General features: G+C 66.5%; 16 protein-coding genes, 1 tRNA gene and 1 pseudogene. All 18 read left to right on the plus strand.

The window, feature by feature from the left end:
* The first annotated feature begins 130 nt into the window (after positions 1-130).
* Complete coding sequence (gene miaA, locus EGJ34_RS15690) at positions 131-1,084, plus strand: tRNA (adenosine(37)-N6)-dimethylallyltransferase MiaA (protein WP_125361465.1); 954 nt, start codon at positions 131-133, stop codon at positions 1,082-1,084.
* Positions 1,085-1,192: 108 nt separating this feature from the next.
* Positions 1,193-1,477, plus strand: coding sequence for an RNA chaperone Hfq (hfq, locus tag EGJ34_RS15695; RefSeq protein WP_125361450.1), 285 nt, complete (start codon positions 1,193-1,195; stop codon positions 1,475-1,477).
* Between the two features lie 23 nt (positions 1,478-1,500).
* Positions 1,501-2,811 carry a ribosome rescue GTPase HflX gene (hflX, locus tag EGJ34_RS15700; protein ID WP_125361451.1) on the plus strand — a complete coding sequence of 437 codons (1,311 nt, stop codon included), beginning with the start codon at positions 1,501-1,503 and terminating at the stop codon, positions 2,809-2,811.
* 4 nt (positions 2,812-2,815) lie between these two features.
* On the plus strand, positions 2,816-3,310 hold the full coding sequence (locus tag EGJ34_RS15705) for a CinA family protein (RefSeq protein ID WP_125361452.1): 495 nt from the start codon (positions 2,816-2,818) through the stop codon (positions 3,308-3,310).
* A 36-nt stretch (positions 3,311-3,346) separates the two neighbouring features.
* Positions 3,347-5,017, plus strand: a complete 1,671-nt coding sequence (ubiB, locus tag EGJ34_RS15710) for a 2-polyprenylphenol 6-hydroxylase (protein WP_125361453.1) — start codon at positions 3,347-3,349, stop codon at positions 5,015-5,017.
* A 324-nt stretch (positions 5,018-5,341) separates the two neighbouring features.
* Positions 5,342-5,992, plus strand: coding sequence for a transcriptional repressor LexA (gene lexA / locus EGJ34_RS15715; RefSeq protein WP_125361454.1), 651 nt, complete (start codon positions 5,342-5,344; stop codon positions 5,990-5,992).
* A 202-nt stretch (positions 5,993-6,194) separates the two neighbouring features.
* Entirely contained in the window at positions 6,195-7,232 is a 1,038-nt protein-coding gene (recA, locus tag EGJ34_RS15720; RefSeq protein ID WP_125361455.1) for a recombinase RecA, read from the plus strand.
* Between the two features lie 121 nt (positions 7,233-7,353).
* Positions 7,354-7,848: a recombination regulator RecX gene (gene recX, locus EGJ34_RS15725; protein ID WP_125361456.1), complete on the plus strand. Its 495-nt coding sequence runs from the start codon at positions 7,354-7,356 to the stop codon at positions 7,846-7,848.
* Positions 7,849-7,987: 139 nt separating this feature from the next.
* Entirely contained in the window at positions 7,988-10,636 is a 2,649-nt protein-coding gene (gene alaS / locus EGJ34_RS15730; RefSeq protein WP_125361457.1) for an alanine--tRNA ligase, read from the plus strand.
* Positions 10,637-10,775: 139 nt separating this feature from the next.
* Positions 10,776-10,979: a carbon storage regulator CsrA gene (csrA, locus tag EGJ34_RS15735; RefSeq protein ID WP_125361458.1), complete on the plus strand. Its 204-nt coding sequence runs from the start codon at positions 10,776-10,778 to the stop codon at positions 10,977-10,979.
* Positions 10,980-11,061: 82 nt separating this feature from the next.
* Positions 11,062-11,154, plus strand: a tRNA-Ser gene (locus EGJ34_RS15740).
* Positions 11,155-11,439: 285 nt separating this feature from the next.
* Complete coding sequence (locus tag EGJ34_RS15745) at positions 11,440-12,036, plus strand: TonB-dependent receptor (RefSeq protein ID WP_260477022.1); 597 nt, start codon at positions 11,440-11,442, stop codon at positions 12,034-12,036.
* Between the two features lie 16 nt (positions 12,037-12,052).
* On the plus strand, positions 12,053-12,583 hold the full coding sequence (locus EGJ34_RS15750) for a sigma-70 family RNA polymerase sigma factor (RefSeq protein ID WP_125361460.1): 531 nt from the start codon (positions 12,053-12,055) through the stop codon (positions 12,581-12,583).
* Between the two features lie 70 nt (positions 12,584-12,653).
* Positions 12,654-13,631 carry a DUF4880 domain-containing protein gene (locus EGJ34_RS15755; RefSeq protein WP_125361461.1) on the plus strand — a complete coding sequence of 326 codons (978 nt, stop codon included), beginning with the start codon at positions 12,654-12,656 and terminating at the stop codon, positions 13,629-13,631.
* A gap of 49 nt (positions 13,632-13,680) precedes the next feature.
* Entirely contained in the window at positions 13,681-14,229 is a 549-nt protein-coding gene (locus tag EGJ34_RS15760) for a hypothetical protein (RefSeq protein WP_125361462.1), read from the plus strand.
* A gap of 117 nt (positions 14,230-14,346) precedes the next feature.
* Positions 14,347-14,892, plus strand: a complete 546-nt coding sequence (locus EGJ34_RS15765; RefSeq protein ID WP_125361463.1) for a hypothetical protein — start codon at positions 14,347-14,349, stop codon at positions 14,890-14,892.
* A 58-nt stretch (positions 14,893-14,950) separates the two neighbouring features.
* Positions 14,951-15,388, plus strand: a complete 438-nt coding sequence (gspG, locus tag EGJ34_RS15770; protein ID WP_125361464.1) for a type II secretion system major pseudopilin GspG — start codon at positions 14,951-14,953, stop codon at positions 15,386-15,388.
* A 62-nt stretch (positions 15,389-15,450) separates the two neighbouring features.
* Positions 15,451-15,584, plus strand: a pseudogene (locus tag EGJ34_RS22855) (type II secretion system minor pseudopilin GspK); the annotation flags it as partial.

Raw genomic sequence — 15,584 nt, forward strand, 5'->3', positions numbered from 1 at the left:
GCGCTTCTACCCGGCGGCAACCCAAATTCCCCCATCCCCGTACAATCCCCCCATGGATGCCCTGACCCTGCTAGTCGGCGCCGCGCACCCCCGCCGCCCCGGCCATGCCGCGCTGGCCGGACGAGGACTGATGGCCGCCGACCAGCGACCACTGGCGATCGCGGTGATGGGCCCGACCGCGTCGGGCAAGACCGCCACGGCTATAGCGCTGGCGCAGCAGCTGGGCGGCGAGATCGTCAGCGTCGACTCGGCGCTGGTCTACCGTGGGCTGGACATCGGCTCGGCCAAGCCCGATGCCGCCGAGCGCGCGCAGGCCCCGCATCACCTGCTCGACCTGCGCGATCCGTGGCAGACCTATTCGGCAGCCGAGTTTGCCGCCGATGCGGCGCGCGTGGTCACCGACATCGTCGCCCGTGGCCGCGTGCCGATCCTGGCCGGCGGCACCGGGCTGTACTTCCGCGCACTGCTGCAGGGCCTGTCGCCGATGCCGGCGGCCGACCCCGCGATGCGTGCTGCGATCACCGCCGAAGGCGAGTCGCGCGGCTGGGCGGCACTGCATGCCGAGCTGGCGCAGGTGGATCCCGCCGCCGCCGCACGCATTCACGCCACCGACCCGCAGCGCATCCAGCGGGCGCTGGAGGTGTACCGGCTGACCGGTACCCCGATCTCCGAATGGCAGAAGCGCCCGGGCGTGGACCGCCTGCCGGTGCGCTGCCTCAAGCTGATCCTGGCCCCGCGCGAGCGAAGCACCCTGCACCAGCGCATCGAGACCCGCTTCGACGCGATGCTGGCCAATGGCTTCCTTGACGAGGTGCGTGCACTGCGCGCGTTGCCGAAGATGGCAGCCGTGGGCGCGCCACTGGACCTGCCGGCGGTGCGTGCAGTCGGCTACCGCCAGGCCTGGGAGTATCTGGACGGGCAGGGCAGTGCTGCCAACTTCCGCGACAAGGGCATCTACGCTACCCGCCAACTGGCCAAGCGCCAGCTCACCTGGCTGCGCGGCGAGCTTGATGCGCGCTGGTTCGATCCCCATCTTGATGCCACGGCCCTGGCCGATGCAGTCAGTGCATTTACTGCGACCTGAACCATGTCTTCACGCCCTCCGGGCGGTGTACCATCAATGATTCCGGTGGGCGACGGGGCCGTGACCGCTGCCGGGCTACCCAATAAGAACAATAATGAGGAGTGTGCAATGTCCAAGGGGCAATCGCTGCAGGATCCGTTTCTGAATGCACTGCGGCGCGAACGCGTGCCGGTGTCGGTGTATCTGGTCAACGGCATCAAACTGCAGGGCACGATTGAATCGTTCGACCAGTTCGTGGTCCTGCTGCGCAATACGGTGAGCCAGATGGTGTACAAGCACGCCATTTCCACCGTGGTGCCGGCGCGCAACGTACGGGTCGGTCCCGGTGGCGGCTATGTACAGTCCAATGACGGCGGCACCGACAGTGCCCAGGGCGATGACGACGTTGAATGAAACAGGCAAGACCGGAGTGATGCGTGTTTGACCGTTCCAAGCGGGGCGAACACGCGCTCCTGATCCAGCCCCACGCGGGAAAGCTGGAAGAAGACGTGCTGGAAGAGTTCACCGACCTGGCTCGTTCGGCCGGGGCCAGCATTGCGGCCACGTTGACCGCGCGGATCGACCGGCCCAATCCGTCGATCCTGATCGGCAGCGGCAAGCTCGATGAAGTGAAGGCGGCCGCGGATGCGACCGGGGCCGACCTGATCCTGGTCAACCATGCGTTGAGCCCGGTGCAGGAACGCAACCTGGAGCGCTTCCTCGAGCGCCGGGTGATCGACCGTACCGGCCTGATCCTGGACATCTTCGCGCAGCGGGCGCACAGCCACGAAGGCAAGCTGCAGGTCGAGCTGGCGCAGCTGCGCCACCTGGCCACGCGGCTGGTACGCGGCTGGACCCACCTGGAGCGTCAGCGCGGCGGTGCCATCGGCCTGCGCGGCCCGGGTGAAACCCAGCTTGAAACCGACCGCCGCCTGCTGCAGAAGCGCGTGGAGCAGCTGCAGAAGCGGCTTGAAAAGGTGGAAGTGCAGCGCACCCAGATGCGCCGTGCGCGCGTGCGCAGCGAACTGCCGCGCGTGGCCCTGGTCGGCTATACCAATGCCGGCAAGTCGACCCTGTTCAACGCGCTGACCGGTGCCGAGGCCTACGCCGCCGACCAGCTGTTTGCGACCCTGGACCCGACCGTGCGGCGTATCGCCATTCCCGGCGGCAACGTGGTGCTGGCCGACACCGTCGGTTTCGTACGTGACCTGCCGCACGAACTGGTGGCCGCGTTCCGCTCCACGCTGTCCGAAGCGCGTGAGGCCGACTTCCTGCTGCATGTGGTGGATGCCGCGGACCCGCACCGTGAAGAGCGCATTGCCCAGGTCGACGAGGTGCTGGCTGCGGTAGGCGCAGGCGATCTGCCGCAGTTGCTGGTGTTCAACAAGATCGACCGCATCGACGGGGCCGGTCCGCGGCATGACGCGCAGGACGGCATTCCTGACCCGGCGCGCCGCGAACGGGTGTGGATGTCGGCCCGCGATGGCACTGGCCTCGAACTTCTGCAGAGCGTGCTCGGCAAACGCCTGGGCCTGCAGCACATCACCGGCCAGCTGCGCCTGCCGCCCAGCGCCGGCCGCCTGCGTTCGCGCCTGCACCAGCTGGAAGTGGTGCGCGGCGAGCAGGTGGACGAGGAGGGCTGGCTGCTGGAGGTGGACCTGCCGATTGCCGAAGCCGAGAAGCTCGCCGCCAGCGCCGACGGTGCGCCGATCAAGGCGATGCTGCCCGAGAAGTTGCCCGAGTGGTGATGCCGTGACCGTACCCACCGACAACGACCTGGCCGATCTGGCCCGCGCCACCGGCCAGCGCCTGCAGCAGGCCAACCTGCAGCTGGTCACCGCCGAAAGCTGCAGCGGCGGCTGGATCGCCAAGGCCATGACCGACATTGCCGGCTCGTCGGCGTTTTTCGACTGCGGTATGGTGGTCTACAGCTACGAGGCCAAGCAGCGCCTGCTCGGCGTGCGCGCGCAGACCCTGGAGCAGTTCGGCGCGGTCAGCCGTGAAACCGTGATGGAGATGGTGTCCGGCGCGCTGGTGAACTCCGGTGCCGGCGTCGCCGTGGCGGTCACCGGCATCGCCGGGCCGGGCGGCGGCAGTGCCGACAAGCCGGTCGGCAGCGTCTGGATCGCCTGGAAGCAGCGTGGCGGCTACGCCCGTGCGCAGCTGTTCCATTTCGACGGCGACCGCGACGCCATCCGCCGGCAGACCGTACAGCAGGCGCTTACCGGAATCTTCGCGCCGGTGTGACATGCTGGGCGGGTGTAGGCAACGGAGCGCGTGGCGATGTGGGAAACACTGGGAACCGTCCGTGACCTGGGGCGACTGCAGGAAATCGCGTCGGTCCTGATCCGCTATGGCTTCGGCGACCTGGTGCGCCGCATCGGCCTGGCCGACGTGCTGGAACGCGCCGGCCGCCTGCTGCACTGGAATGACACCCAGCACATGCTGCGCATGACCGCGCCGGTGCGCGTGCGCCGCGCCATGGAAGACCTGGGCCCCACCTTCGTCAAACTCGGCCAGGTGCTGGCCACCCGCGTGGACCTGTTCCCGCCGGACTGGATCGCCGAATTCTCCGAACTGCAGAATGCCGTGCCGGCGCTGCCGTTCGAGCAGGTGCGTGGGCAGCTGGAAGCCGACCTCGGTGCGCCGCCCGAACAGGTGTTTGCCTGGTTGGACGTGATGCCCATGGCGGCCGCCTCGCTGGCCCAAGCGCACCGGGCGCGGCTGCAGGATGGCAGCGAGGTGGTGCTGAAGATCCGCCGCCCCGGCATTCGTGATGTGATCGAAGCCGACCTGCGCCTGCTGGCGCGGCTGGCTGAAATCGTCGAAGCGCGGCTGCCCGATCTGCAGCGGTACCGGCCTGCCGAGGTGGTGCAGCAGTTCCAGGTGTCGCTGCGCCGCGAGCTCGACTTCGCCGCCGAGTGCCGCAACGCCGAGCGCATCGCGCGCAATTTCCAGGGGCGCAAGGAGATCCTGATTCCGCGCGTGCATTGGCAGTGGACCTGCGAAAGCCTCAACGTGCAGGACTTCGTCGACGGCATTCCGGGTCGTGACCTCACTGCCGTGGATGCCGCCAGGCTGGACCGGGTGCAGCTGGCCCGTACCGGTGCGCGGATCGTGCTGAAAATGGTGCTGGAGGACGGCTGCTTCCACGCCGACCCGCACCCCGGCAACATCATCTACCTGCGCGATGGTCGGATCGGAGTGATCGACTTCGGCATGGTCGGGGCCATCTCCGAGCAGCGCCGTTTCCAGGTTGCCCAGCTGCTGCATGGGCTGGTCAACCAGGAGCCCGAGGCAGTGGCCGACATCCTGCTGGACTGGGCCGGCGGCGTGGACGTGGACGAATCACGGCTGCAGCAGGACATCAGCGTGTTCGTCGACCAGTACCGGGGCGTGCCGCTGAAGGACCTGCACATGGGCCTGATGCTGGGAAACATCACCCAACTGCTCCGTCAGTATTCGCTGACCCTGCCGGCCGACCTCGCCCTGATGATCAAGACCTTCCTGACCTTGGAGGGCATGGGCCGCCAGCTCGACCCGCAGTTCGACATGGCCAGTGCCGCGCGGCCCTATCTGGAACGGGTGATGCTGCAGCGCTATGCACCTTCGGCGTTGCTCAAGCGCGGACGGCGCAGCCTGATGGGCGCGCTGGACCTGGTCGGCGACCTGCCGCGCGACGTGCGCCGGCTGTTGCAGATGGCCCGGCGCGGGCGGCTGCAGCTGAAAGTGGAGACCCACGCGCTGGAGGGCTTTGGCGAGCAGGTCAACCGGGCCGCCAACCGGCTGGTGGTGGGCATCGTGACGGCGGCGCTGATCATCGGTTCGTCCATCGTCATGCACAGCGTGGGCGGCATCTCCAGCCGCTGGCTGCTGGCGCTGGGTGTGGCCGGGTTCATCGGGGCCGGGTTCTGCGGGGTGTGGATCCTGGTGTCGATTCTGCGGAACCGGTAGAGCCACGCCCTGCGTGGCTTCGACCCAGCCGGGCCCACCCGTAGAGCCACGCCCTGCGTGGCTTCGCGGTGCATGACCCGGGCGCTACGCGCGCCGGATGGTCCGCGACCGCGTCCGGGGTGGCTTCGGATCCTCTAAACGCCGGGCGGTGCATCAACGCCGCGTTTCAATGCCTCCGGACCCTTGTGCCGCGCGTTGCGCGGTCGCCGACCAGGGGTCGGCGCTACGAATTGCTACGTGCCTGCGTATGGATGGCGTTGTCTGCTTCGCTTTTTCTCACCGGATCCTTGCATGTGTCGGGTGTTAGTAGTAATACTACTAACCATGGAACTCACCGACACCCAGCAGGCGATCCTGCAGCTGATCGCCGAGCGTATCGAGACCGACGGCGCGCCGCCGTCGCAGACGGAAATCGCCCGCGCCTTCGGCTTCAAGGGCGTACGCGCCGCGCAGTACCACCTGGAGGCGCTGGAACAGGCCGGTGCGATCCGTCGCATTCCTGGCCAGGCACGCGGCATCCGGCTGGTCCAGGCTCCGCCGCTGCAGGAGGGACTGCCCGATTCACTGCCGACCCCGGCATTGCCGGACGGCGTGCTGCGGCTGCCGGTGCTGGGCCGGGTCGCCGCTGGTCTGCCGATCGGCGCGGACATCGGCTCGGACGATTTCGTGGTCCTCGACCGGGTGTTCTTCTCGCCCGCACCGGACTACCTGCTGAAAGTGCAGGGTGACTCCATGATCGACGAAGGCATCTTCGATGGCGACCTGATCGGCGTGCACCGCACTCGCGACGCCCGCTCCGGGCAGATCGTGGTGGCCCGCATCGACGACGAGATCACCGTCAAGCTGCTGAAGATGGGCAAGGACCGCATCCGGCTGCTGCCGCGCAATCCCGACTACAAGCCGATCGAAGTCCTGCCTGACCAGGATTTCGCCATCGAAGGGCTCTATTGCGGCCTGTTACGGCCCAATCGCTGAGTTCTTCCATGCTCCAGACGCGCGGTCTTTTGTGGCGATTCTCTGATTTGGCTGAGGTTGGTACGGATGTCCGATAATTTTTTTCCGAACGCCGGGCAGAATCTCAGCCTGTGCGATACGCCAACCTTAAAGTGACCCCGTGGCCAAGAAATCAACCAAAGACACCCCCTCCAACGACATGACCTCTGCAAGGACCTCTCCGATGGACGAGAACAAAAAGCGCGCCCTTACCGCCGCACTGAGCCAGATCGAAAAGCAGTTCGGCAAGGGCTCGGTGATGCGCATGGGCGACCGCGTGATCGAAGCCGTGGAAGCCATTCCCACCGGTTCGCTGATGCTCGACATCGCGCTGGGCATCGGCGGTCTGCCGAAGGGCCGTGTCGTTGAAATCTATGGTCCGGAATCCTCCGGCAAGACCACCCTGACCCTGCAGGCCATCGCCGAATGCCAGAAGAAGGGCGGCACGGCGGCCTTCATCGACGCCGAGCACGCGCTGGACCCGATCTACGCCGCCAAGCTGGGCGTGAACGTGGACGAGCTGCTGCTGTCGCAGCCGGATACCGGTGAACAGGCGCTCGAAATCGCCGACATGCTGGTCCGTTCCGGTTCGATCGACATCGTGGTCATCGACTCGGTCGCGGCGCTGACCCCGAAGGCCGAAATCGAAGGCGAAATGGGCGACCAGCTGCCGGGCCTGCAGGCCCGTCTGATGAGCCAGGCGCTGCGCAAGCTCACCGGCAACATCAAGCGCTCCAACACCTTGGTGGTCTTCATCAACCAGCTGCGCATGAAGATCGGCGTGATGATGCCGGGCCAGAGCCCGGAAACCACCACCGGTGGCAACGCGCTGAAGTTCTACGCCTCGGTCCGTCTGGACATCCGCCGCATCGGCGCGATCAAGAAGGGCGATGAAATCATCGGCAACCAGACCAAGATCAAGGTCGTCAAGAACAAGCTGGCTCCCCCGTTCAAGCAGGTCATCACCGAGATCCTGTACGGCGAAGGCATCAGCCGCGAAGGCGAACTGATCGACATGGGCGTGGAAGCCAAGCTGGTTGAGAAGGCCGGTGCCTGGTACAGCTACGGTGAAGAGCGCATCGGCCAGGGCAAGGACAACGCCCGCGGCTACCTGCGCGACAACCCGCAGGTCGCCCAGCGCCTGGAAGCCGAGCTGCGCGAGAAGTTCCAGCCGGCCGAAGCCGCCCGCGAGGAAGGCGACGACGACGGCGACGACGAGTAAGTTTTCCTGCGGGGCAGGGCGGCGCCGTCAGTGACGCAGGCACTGCCCCGCAGTTTTCCCCTTTGGAACCCATCCCCCGGTCGGGGGCGCGCCAGGGACGGCGCACACCTGTGAGACCGCAATGCACGATGCCGACAGCCCGGAAGGCGGCCGCAAGAAGCGCCGCGTTCGTGAACAGACTCCCGTCCAGCGGGCACTGGGGCTGCTGGTCCGCCGTGAGCATTCACGCAAGGAACTCACCCGCAAGCTCACTGCGCGGGGCATTGAATCCGACGATGCCGAAGCGGCAGTCAGCAAGCTGACCGAGGCCGGCTGGCAGGACGACACCCGTTTTGCCGAGAACCTGGTACGGATGCGGGCCAATACCGGCTATGGCCCGATTCACATCCGTGCCGAGCTGGGTACGCACGGCCTGGACAGCGCCCAGATTGCCGCCGCCATGGACACCTTCGAGGGTGACTGGACCGAGAATGCCCGCGATCTGGTCCGCCGCCGGTTCGGCGAGGCCGGGCCGCAAGACCTCCCGCAACGCCGCAAGGCCGCCGATCTGCTGGCGCGACGGGGGTTTGATGGGGACTCGATCCGGCGGGCTACGCGGTACGACATCGAGGATTGACGATTCAGGCTGACACGCATGGCGTGTCACTACGGCCCTCGGGCCTGATACCCTTGGTGGTTTCGGCGGTCCTGTAGTGGACACCCGGCCATTGGGGCCGTGTGCCAGGGACCGACCGGCCCGCACACAGCCAGCCCCCATGACCGCATCCGCCAAATTCAGCACCTCCCAGATCCGCAGCGACTTCCTTGAGTTCTTCAAGGGCAAGGGCCATACCATCGTGCCGTCGGCCCCGCTGGTGCCGGGCAACGACCCGACCCTGATGTTCACCAATTCCGGCATGGTGCAGTTCAAGGACGTGTTCCTGGGGGCGGAAAAGCGCAGCTACGTGCGCGCGGCGGACGTACAGCGCTGCCTGCGCGCCGGCGGCAAGCACAACGACCTTGACCAGGTCGGCTACACCGCCCGTCACCACACCTTCTTCGAAATGCTCGGCAACTGGTCGTTCGGCGATTACTTCAAGAAGGACGCCATTGCCTGGGCCTGGGAACTGCTGACCCAGGTCTGGAAGCTGCCGGCCGAGCGCCTGCTGGTCACCGTGTACCAGACCGACGACGAGGCCTACGCGCTGTGGCGCGACATGGTCGGCATTCCCGAAGACCGCATCGTGCGCATCGGCGACAACAAGGGTGCGCCGTTTGCCTCGGACAACTTCTGGCAGATGGCCGACACCGGCCCGTGCGGACCGTGCACCGAGATCTTCTATGACCACGGCGACCACATCGCCGGTGGCCCTCCGGGCTCGCCGGATGAAGACGGCGACCGCTTCATCGAGATCTGGAACCTGGTGTTCATGCAGTTCGACCGCCAGCCCGACGGCACCCTGGTGCCGCTGCCGGCACCGTGCGTGGACACCGGCATGGGCCTGGAGCGCCTGACCGCGATCCTGCAGCATGTGCATACCAATTATGAAATCGACCTGTTCCAGGCGCTGATCCGCAAGGCCAGCGAACTGACTGGCATGGCCGACCTGGAAAACAAATCGCTGCGCGTCATTGCCGACCACATCCGCGCCTGCTCGTTCCTGATCGTGGACGGCGTGCTGCCCTCCAACGAAGGCCGCGGCTACGTGCTGCGCCGGATCATCCGCCGCGCCCTGCGCCACGGCTGGATGCTGGGCGTGCGCCAGCCGTTCTTCAGCAAGCTGGTGCCGACCCTGGTCGAGCAGATGGGCGAAGCCTATCCGGAACTGCCGGCCCAGGCCGACACCGTGGTGCGCGCCCTGCAGGCCGAAGAGGAGCGCTTCGCGCAGACTCTGGATTCGGGCATGAAGATCTTCGACGACGTCGCTGCGCAGGTCACCGACGGCATCATTCCGGGCGTCGACGCGTTCCGCCTGTACGACACCTACGGCTTCCCGCTCGACCTCACCCAGGACATCGCGCGCGAGCGCGACCTGGTGGTGGACATTGCCGGCTTTGATGCCGCCATGGAAAAGCAGCGCGAAGACGGCCGCAAGGGCGGCAAGTTCGGTGGTGGCGTGACGCTGTCGGCCGAACTGGTGGCGACCCTGAAGCCGACCGTGTTCCAGGGCTACGACCGCCTGCAGGCCGATGGCCTGACTGTGGTCGCCCTGCTCAAGGATGGCCGCGCCGTGGACAGCGTCCAGGCCGGTGACGAGGTGATCGTCATTACCGACCAGACCCCGTTCTATGCCGAATCCGGTGGCCAGGTCGGTGATACCGGCACGCTCACCGGCAACGGGGTGCAGCTGCCAGTGACCGACACGCAGAAATTTGCCGGCCAGTTCCATGGCCACGTCGGCCAGATCGCCAGCGGTTCGCTGAAGGTGGGCGACACGCTCAGCGGCCAGGTCGACGGTGCGCGCCGTGGTGCCACCATCCTCAACCATTCCGCCACCCACCTGCTGCACGCCGCCCTGCGCGAAGTGCTGGGCACGCATGTGCAGCAGAAGGGCTCGCTGGTCGCGCCGGACCGCCTGCGCTTCGACTTCTCGCATTTCCAGCCGATCACGCCGGAAGAGCTGGCCGTGATCGAGCGCAAGGTCAATGAACAGGTCCGCGCCAACAATGCCGCCGAAGTGCACAACATGGGCATGCAGGAAGCGCTGGACTTCGGTGCGATGGCGCTGTTCGGCGAAAAGTACGGCGAGAACGTGCGCGTGCTGAAGATGGGCGACTACTCCACCGAACTGTGTGGCGGTACCCATGTCGGCCGTACCGGCGATATCGGCCTGTTCAAGATCACCTCCGAAGGCGGTGTGTCTTCGGGCGTGCGCCGCATCGAGGCGGTGACCGGGCAGGGCGCGCTGGACTACGTCAGCCATGAAGAAGCACAGCTGGCCGAAGCAGCCGCGCTGCTGGGCGGTGCGGCCAGCGACGTGGTCGAGAAGATCCGCCAGCTGGGCGACCGCCAGAAGAAGCTGGAACGCGAACTCGAGGCCCTGAAGGCCAAGCAGGCGGCAGGGGCCACCGCCGACCTCGGCGGCTCGGCCGTGGAGGTGAACGGTGTGAAGATCTTGGCGGTGCGCCTGGAAGGCTTCGACGCCAAGGCCCTGCGCGATGCGATGGACCGCCTGAAGCAGCAACTGGTCAATACCGTCATCGTCTTGGCAGGTGCACAGGACGGCAAAGTCTCACTTGTTGCGGGTGTGAACGGCAGCGCAATGGGCAAGGTCAAGGCCGGGGAACTGTTGTCCCACATCGCCGGTCAGATCGGGGGCAAGGGCGGCGGCCGCCCGGACCTCGCCCAGGGTGGTGGTGAGGACGGGCCCGCCCTTGCCTCGGCCCTTGCCGGGGTCGTTGACTGGGTGACCCCTCGTATCTGAACATTCTGAAGCCTCCGCTCCTTGATGGGGCGGGAGGCCAGACGGTAATATGGCTAATCCTTTTCCCTTTGTCGTGGCGTTCCTTGGCTGGACGTCAAACCGGTGGGAAAAACCACCGGTTCTTGGAGACTAAAAAACAATGTTGATCCTGACTCGCCGTGTTGGCGAAACCCTGAAGATCGGCGATGACGTCAGCGTCACCGTGCTCGGCGTCAAGGGCAATCAGGTGCGTATCGGTATCACCGCTCCGAAGGATGTGGCCGTGCACCGCGAAGAAATCTACGAGCGCATCCAGCGCGGCGACCAGCCGAATGTAACCGGCGGCGAAGATTCTTCGAATTAAGGCTTTACCTTGGGGTGTGATTAACGTTATTCTTCACGCCCCCGCTGAGACGTAACACCGCAGCGAGGAAAGCCAGATTTCTGGAGTGGTGCCCGAGTGGCTGAAGGGGCTCCCCTGCTAAGGGAGTATAGGGCCAAAAACTCTATCGAGGGTTCGAATCCCTCCCACTCCGCCAGAGTTACAGAAAAGCCCCTGGAAACAGGGGCTTTTTTGTTGCCCGCAGTTTGTGAGCACGTGCGGGAGATGCAACCCGCACGTAGAGCCACGCCCTGCGTGGCTGCATTCGCTGCCGCGCCCGGTCGCCCCGGTCATCACGCTGAAATCTTCCCTGCCTAATGTTCCAGACTGCCTGCCGGTCAAAGGCCAAGGCATTACCGAGGATCATGTGCTTACGTTCAGGGGGCTTGATGGACGCCATGCTGTCCTGTGCATCGTGCTGCTCTGCGCGTGGCTGGGGCCCGTGCAGGCGTTCGCGCGTGTCCTCGAACGCGACTTCGATCTGCCCGGTCAACCACTGGAACGCGCGCTGGAACAGTTCAGCGTCGTCTCGGGGTGGTCGGTGATGTATCCCGCGTCTCTCGCCGATGGCCGGACCAGCCGCGCGGTGCACGGCGTCATGCTGCCTGCGCTGGCGCTTCAGCAGTTGCTGGAAGGTACCGGACTGGAGGCACAGACCGTCGCGGATGACCGGGTGGTGCTGCGCGAACGCGCGGGTGCCCCGGTTGCTGCGGCCATCGGCCTGGGGTCTGAAGATCGCCGTCGCCGTTTCGGCCAGGTCCAGCACACCCTGCGGCGCGTGTTCTGTGACGACCCCGTGCTGCAACCCGGCGACTACAGCGCAGCACTGGTCTTTCACGTCGCCAGCGACGGCCGCGTCCAGCAGCCCGAGCTGCAGACCGGCACCGGCGACGCGCAGCGCGACCAGCGCCTGCTCCAGGCCATTCGCGATCTGCAACTGCCCGCGGCCACGGCGGACCTGCCGCAGCCGATCCGTCTGCACATTCAACCCGTGCCGGAGGGTCGCGACTGCGGCTCGTCACGGCAACTCTCCCCGTGATGCCAAGGACCTGATCATGAACGACAGTACGGCCGGAACCGTTGACCTCAGGGACTATCTGCTGGGCACCTACGACGAACTGAAGCGCCGTCTGGTGCGTCGCCTCGGCTCGGACGACCTGGCAGGCGACGCATTGCAGGACACCTGGATGCGCCTGGACGCGCGGCGCGATCGCCTGGACCCGGTGCAGAACCCAGCGGCTTACCTGCTGCGCATGGCCATGAACACCGTCGTGGACCGGCAGCGCGCCGACCACCGGCTGATGCAGCTGGACGAAGTCAGTGCGCTGATGGAGCTGGCCGATCCCGCCCCCGGCCCGGCGCAGAATGCCGAGAACGACTTCGCGGTGCAGGACATGCTGGCCCTGCTGCAGCGCATGCCCGAGCGTCGCCGCCGCATCCTGCTGGCGATCCGTGTGGAAGGCCTGCAGCAGCGCGATGTCGCCGAACGCCTGGGCGTTTCGCTGCGGCTGGTCCAGCGCGAACTGAAGGCGGCCCAGGAATACCTGGCAGCACGCAGCGCCGATGGTCGACCTGTGCGGTTCTGAGCGGCGGCGTCCGTCTACACTTTGACGCCACACCAGAACCCTGCACCGCGCAGGGATGGCCTGACCTGCGATGGATGCTGACCACACGCCGCACCGTGACATCGACGCTGTCGAGCGCCAGGCCCAGGCGTGGCTGGTGCAGCTCACATCCGGCGAACTGACCGCCGCGCAGGGCGAGCAGTTCCGGCAGTGGTGCCAGGACCCCGCGCACCGCGAGGCATTTGCCCGCGCGCGCCGCCAATGGGACCAGATTGCCGAGGCCGGAAAGCTGCTGCAACCCGGTCCGCTGCAACGTACCCCCGCCGATGACCGTCGCCGCTTCAGCCGCCGCGCATTTCTGGGCGCGGCAATTGCCGCACCCGCCAGCCTCGCCGTGGTCGCCGCGCTGCATCCCCCCCTCGGCCTGTGGCCCTCGGTGACCGCGATCGCCGCCGACTTCCACACCGGCACCGGTGAGCGCCAGCGCGTACAGCCGCTGCCGCATGTGCAGATGGACATGGACACGCGCACCAGCGTGCGCCGCCGCCCCGATGCGGGCACCCCGGTGCTGGAGCTGGTGGAAGGCCAGGTCGCGCTGCAGAGCACAGGCGGCTCCGGGCTCACTCTGATCGCAGGTCCCGGGAAAATTCTGGCCGACGCTCAGCCGACGTCGTTCGACGTGCGCTGCATCGAAGGGCAGGTCCGGGTGACCTGCCTCAGCGGCCTGCTGCGCATCGAACATCCGCAGGGGCGCATGCAGCTTCAGCACGGGCAGCAGGTCCGCTTTGATACCCAGATGAGCGGCGTGGTTTCCGATGCCGTGGTCTCTGAAGTGTCGGCGTGGACCAGCGGCATGCTGGTGTTCCGTCGCGCGCCGCTGTCGGAAGTGGTGGATGAGATCAACCGCTACCGGCGCGGCCGGGTCGTGCTGCGCGGCGAGCGCCTGGCGCGCGAACCGGTGAGCGGACGCTTCGGCATCGATGATCCGGATGCCGCGCTGGAGCAGCTGCGGCTGAGCCTGTCGCTGGACATCCAGCGCTTCCCGGGCGGCATCGCGGTACTGGGGTAGGGCAGGGCAACCTGTTCAATGGCATCAATCTGCAGGGACGGAGTCATGGATGCGGAATGAGTCGGTGGGTCTGGTGGATCTGCGGCGCAACCTGTCGGCATTGCTGGAGACCACGCGTCTGCAGCCGTTGATGGTGCACCGCTACGGCACGCCCTGGGCGTATGTGGTGTCCGATGCGCAGTGGCGGCAGCATCGGGTGCAGTTGGAGTTTGATCCCAGCGGTCATCCGCTGGCCCGGCTGCAGCAGCTGCAGCGTGAGCTGCTGCCGCTGGCCGAAGGCAGCGGGCTGTCGCCAGCCGCCTGCGCACGTGCCTTGATCCTGCAGGCGATCTTCGGCTTCGACGACATCGGCGAGCTGCACGAACACCTCTGCTTCGACCGCCTGCTGCACTGGTTCGTCGATGGCGGTGGGGCCGGGGCCGACCCTTGGCAGGTGCCCGAACTGCGCCAGGCCATTGCCGCATTCATGGACGACACGCCGGCGATGGCCGCGTTGTTCCGTCTGCTGGGTCGCGATGACGTGGTCGCCATTGCGGTTGCCTGTGGTGGCCAGCGTCGCGAGACGGGTGCAGTTTTCAAAGCGATGACCGCGCCATGACGCGTTCGCGGGTTGCCGTAGTGCGTCACGGATCGACATCCTGCCTGTCGTAATTCGTCGCTGGCCGCCGTCTTGCAGGAGTACGGCATCGTGGCATGCCGGCGGCGGAGACGTGCGATGGTGCCTGAAGGACGCAAGGTCAGCATGTTGGATCTGGACCGTCATCTGAGCCAGGTTCTTGAACAGGCGCGGGATGCGCCGATATGTGTGCAACGTTACGGCCATCCCTGGGTGTGGCTGTTGTCCTCCGACGCCTGGTTCGAGGCCACCCGCTGGGCGGCACTGGATACCCGCGAACACCCGCTGATGCGGCTGCGCGACGCCGTTGACCCGCTGCTGGGTACCTGGCCTTCGCCCGCCATGCCCCCGTCGGACCGCGGGCTGCGTCAATGGCAGCGCGCTGCACTGCTGGTGCAGCTGCGAGCGTTGGACGACCTGCAGCGCCTGCACGACGGACTGCGCTTCAACGTGCTGTATCGCGATTTCGTTGGCATTGATGAGGCAAGCGCGTGGTCGCAGGCTGAATGCCGTGCGTTGCTTGAAGCATTCCAACAGCCGGCCTTGCAGCGCTGCGTGGACGCCGCCCTGGGCGTGGTCCCCGCCGTTCTGGTAAATGCGGCGCGCTGTCGCCGCAGCCGTGTCCACCAATGTTTATCGAACTGACACATGCAGGACCGACGATGGTGGCGCGGTCCCTTCCAGGAAGAGTGAGGACGACATGATGCGCAGCAGTGTTCGCAACCGCAGCAAACGCCAGCATGGATTCAGTCTGCTGGAGATCATGGTGGTGGTCGTGATCATCGGCATCCTGGCCGCGCTGATCGTGCCTCGCTTGATGGACCGGCCCGATCAGGCCCGTGTGGTGGCTGCACGCCAGGACATCGCCGCGCTGATGCAGGCATTGAAGCTGTATCGGCTGGATAACGGTCGCTACCCCAGTGGCGAGCAGGGTCTGCAGGCGTTGATGAAGCCACCGGGCAACACCGGTGGCATGCCGGTGGGCCCGTATCTGGAACGTCTGCCCAACGACCCATGGGGCGCACCGTACCAGTATGCCAACCCGGGCGAGCACGGCGAGATCGACGTGTTCTCGTTCGGTGCCGACGGCAAGGCCGGCGGCGATGCCGGTGACAGCGACATCGGCTCCTGGCAGCTCTGAGGCCATTTTCCATGCGCGCAGCACGACAACGTGCAGGCCGTTCTCCCCAGCATCAACGCGGCATGGCGGTGATCGTGGCCATGCTGGTGGTGGCAATCGTGGCGGTGATCGCGGCCGGGTTGATCCTGAGGCAGTCCACGGCGCTGCGCACGCTGCGCGGCGAACAGCTGCGCGCGCAGGTCAGCCTGGCGGTGGA

Source organism: Stenotrophomonas sp. 278 (genome assembly GCF_003935715.1).
In the GTDB taxonomy this organism is placed as follows: Bacteria; Pseudomonadota; Gammaproteobacteria; order Xanthomonadales; family Xanthomonadaceae; genus Stenotrophomonas; species Stenotrophomonas maltophilia_AH.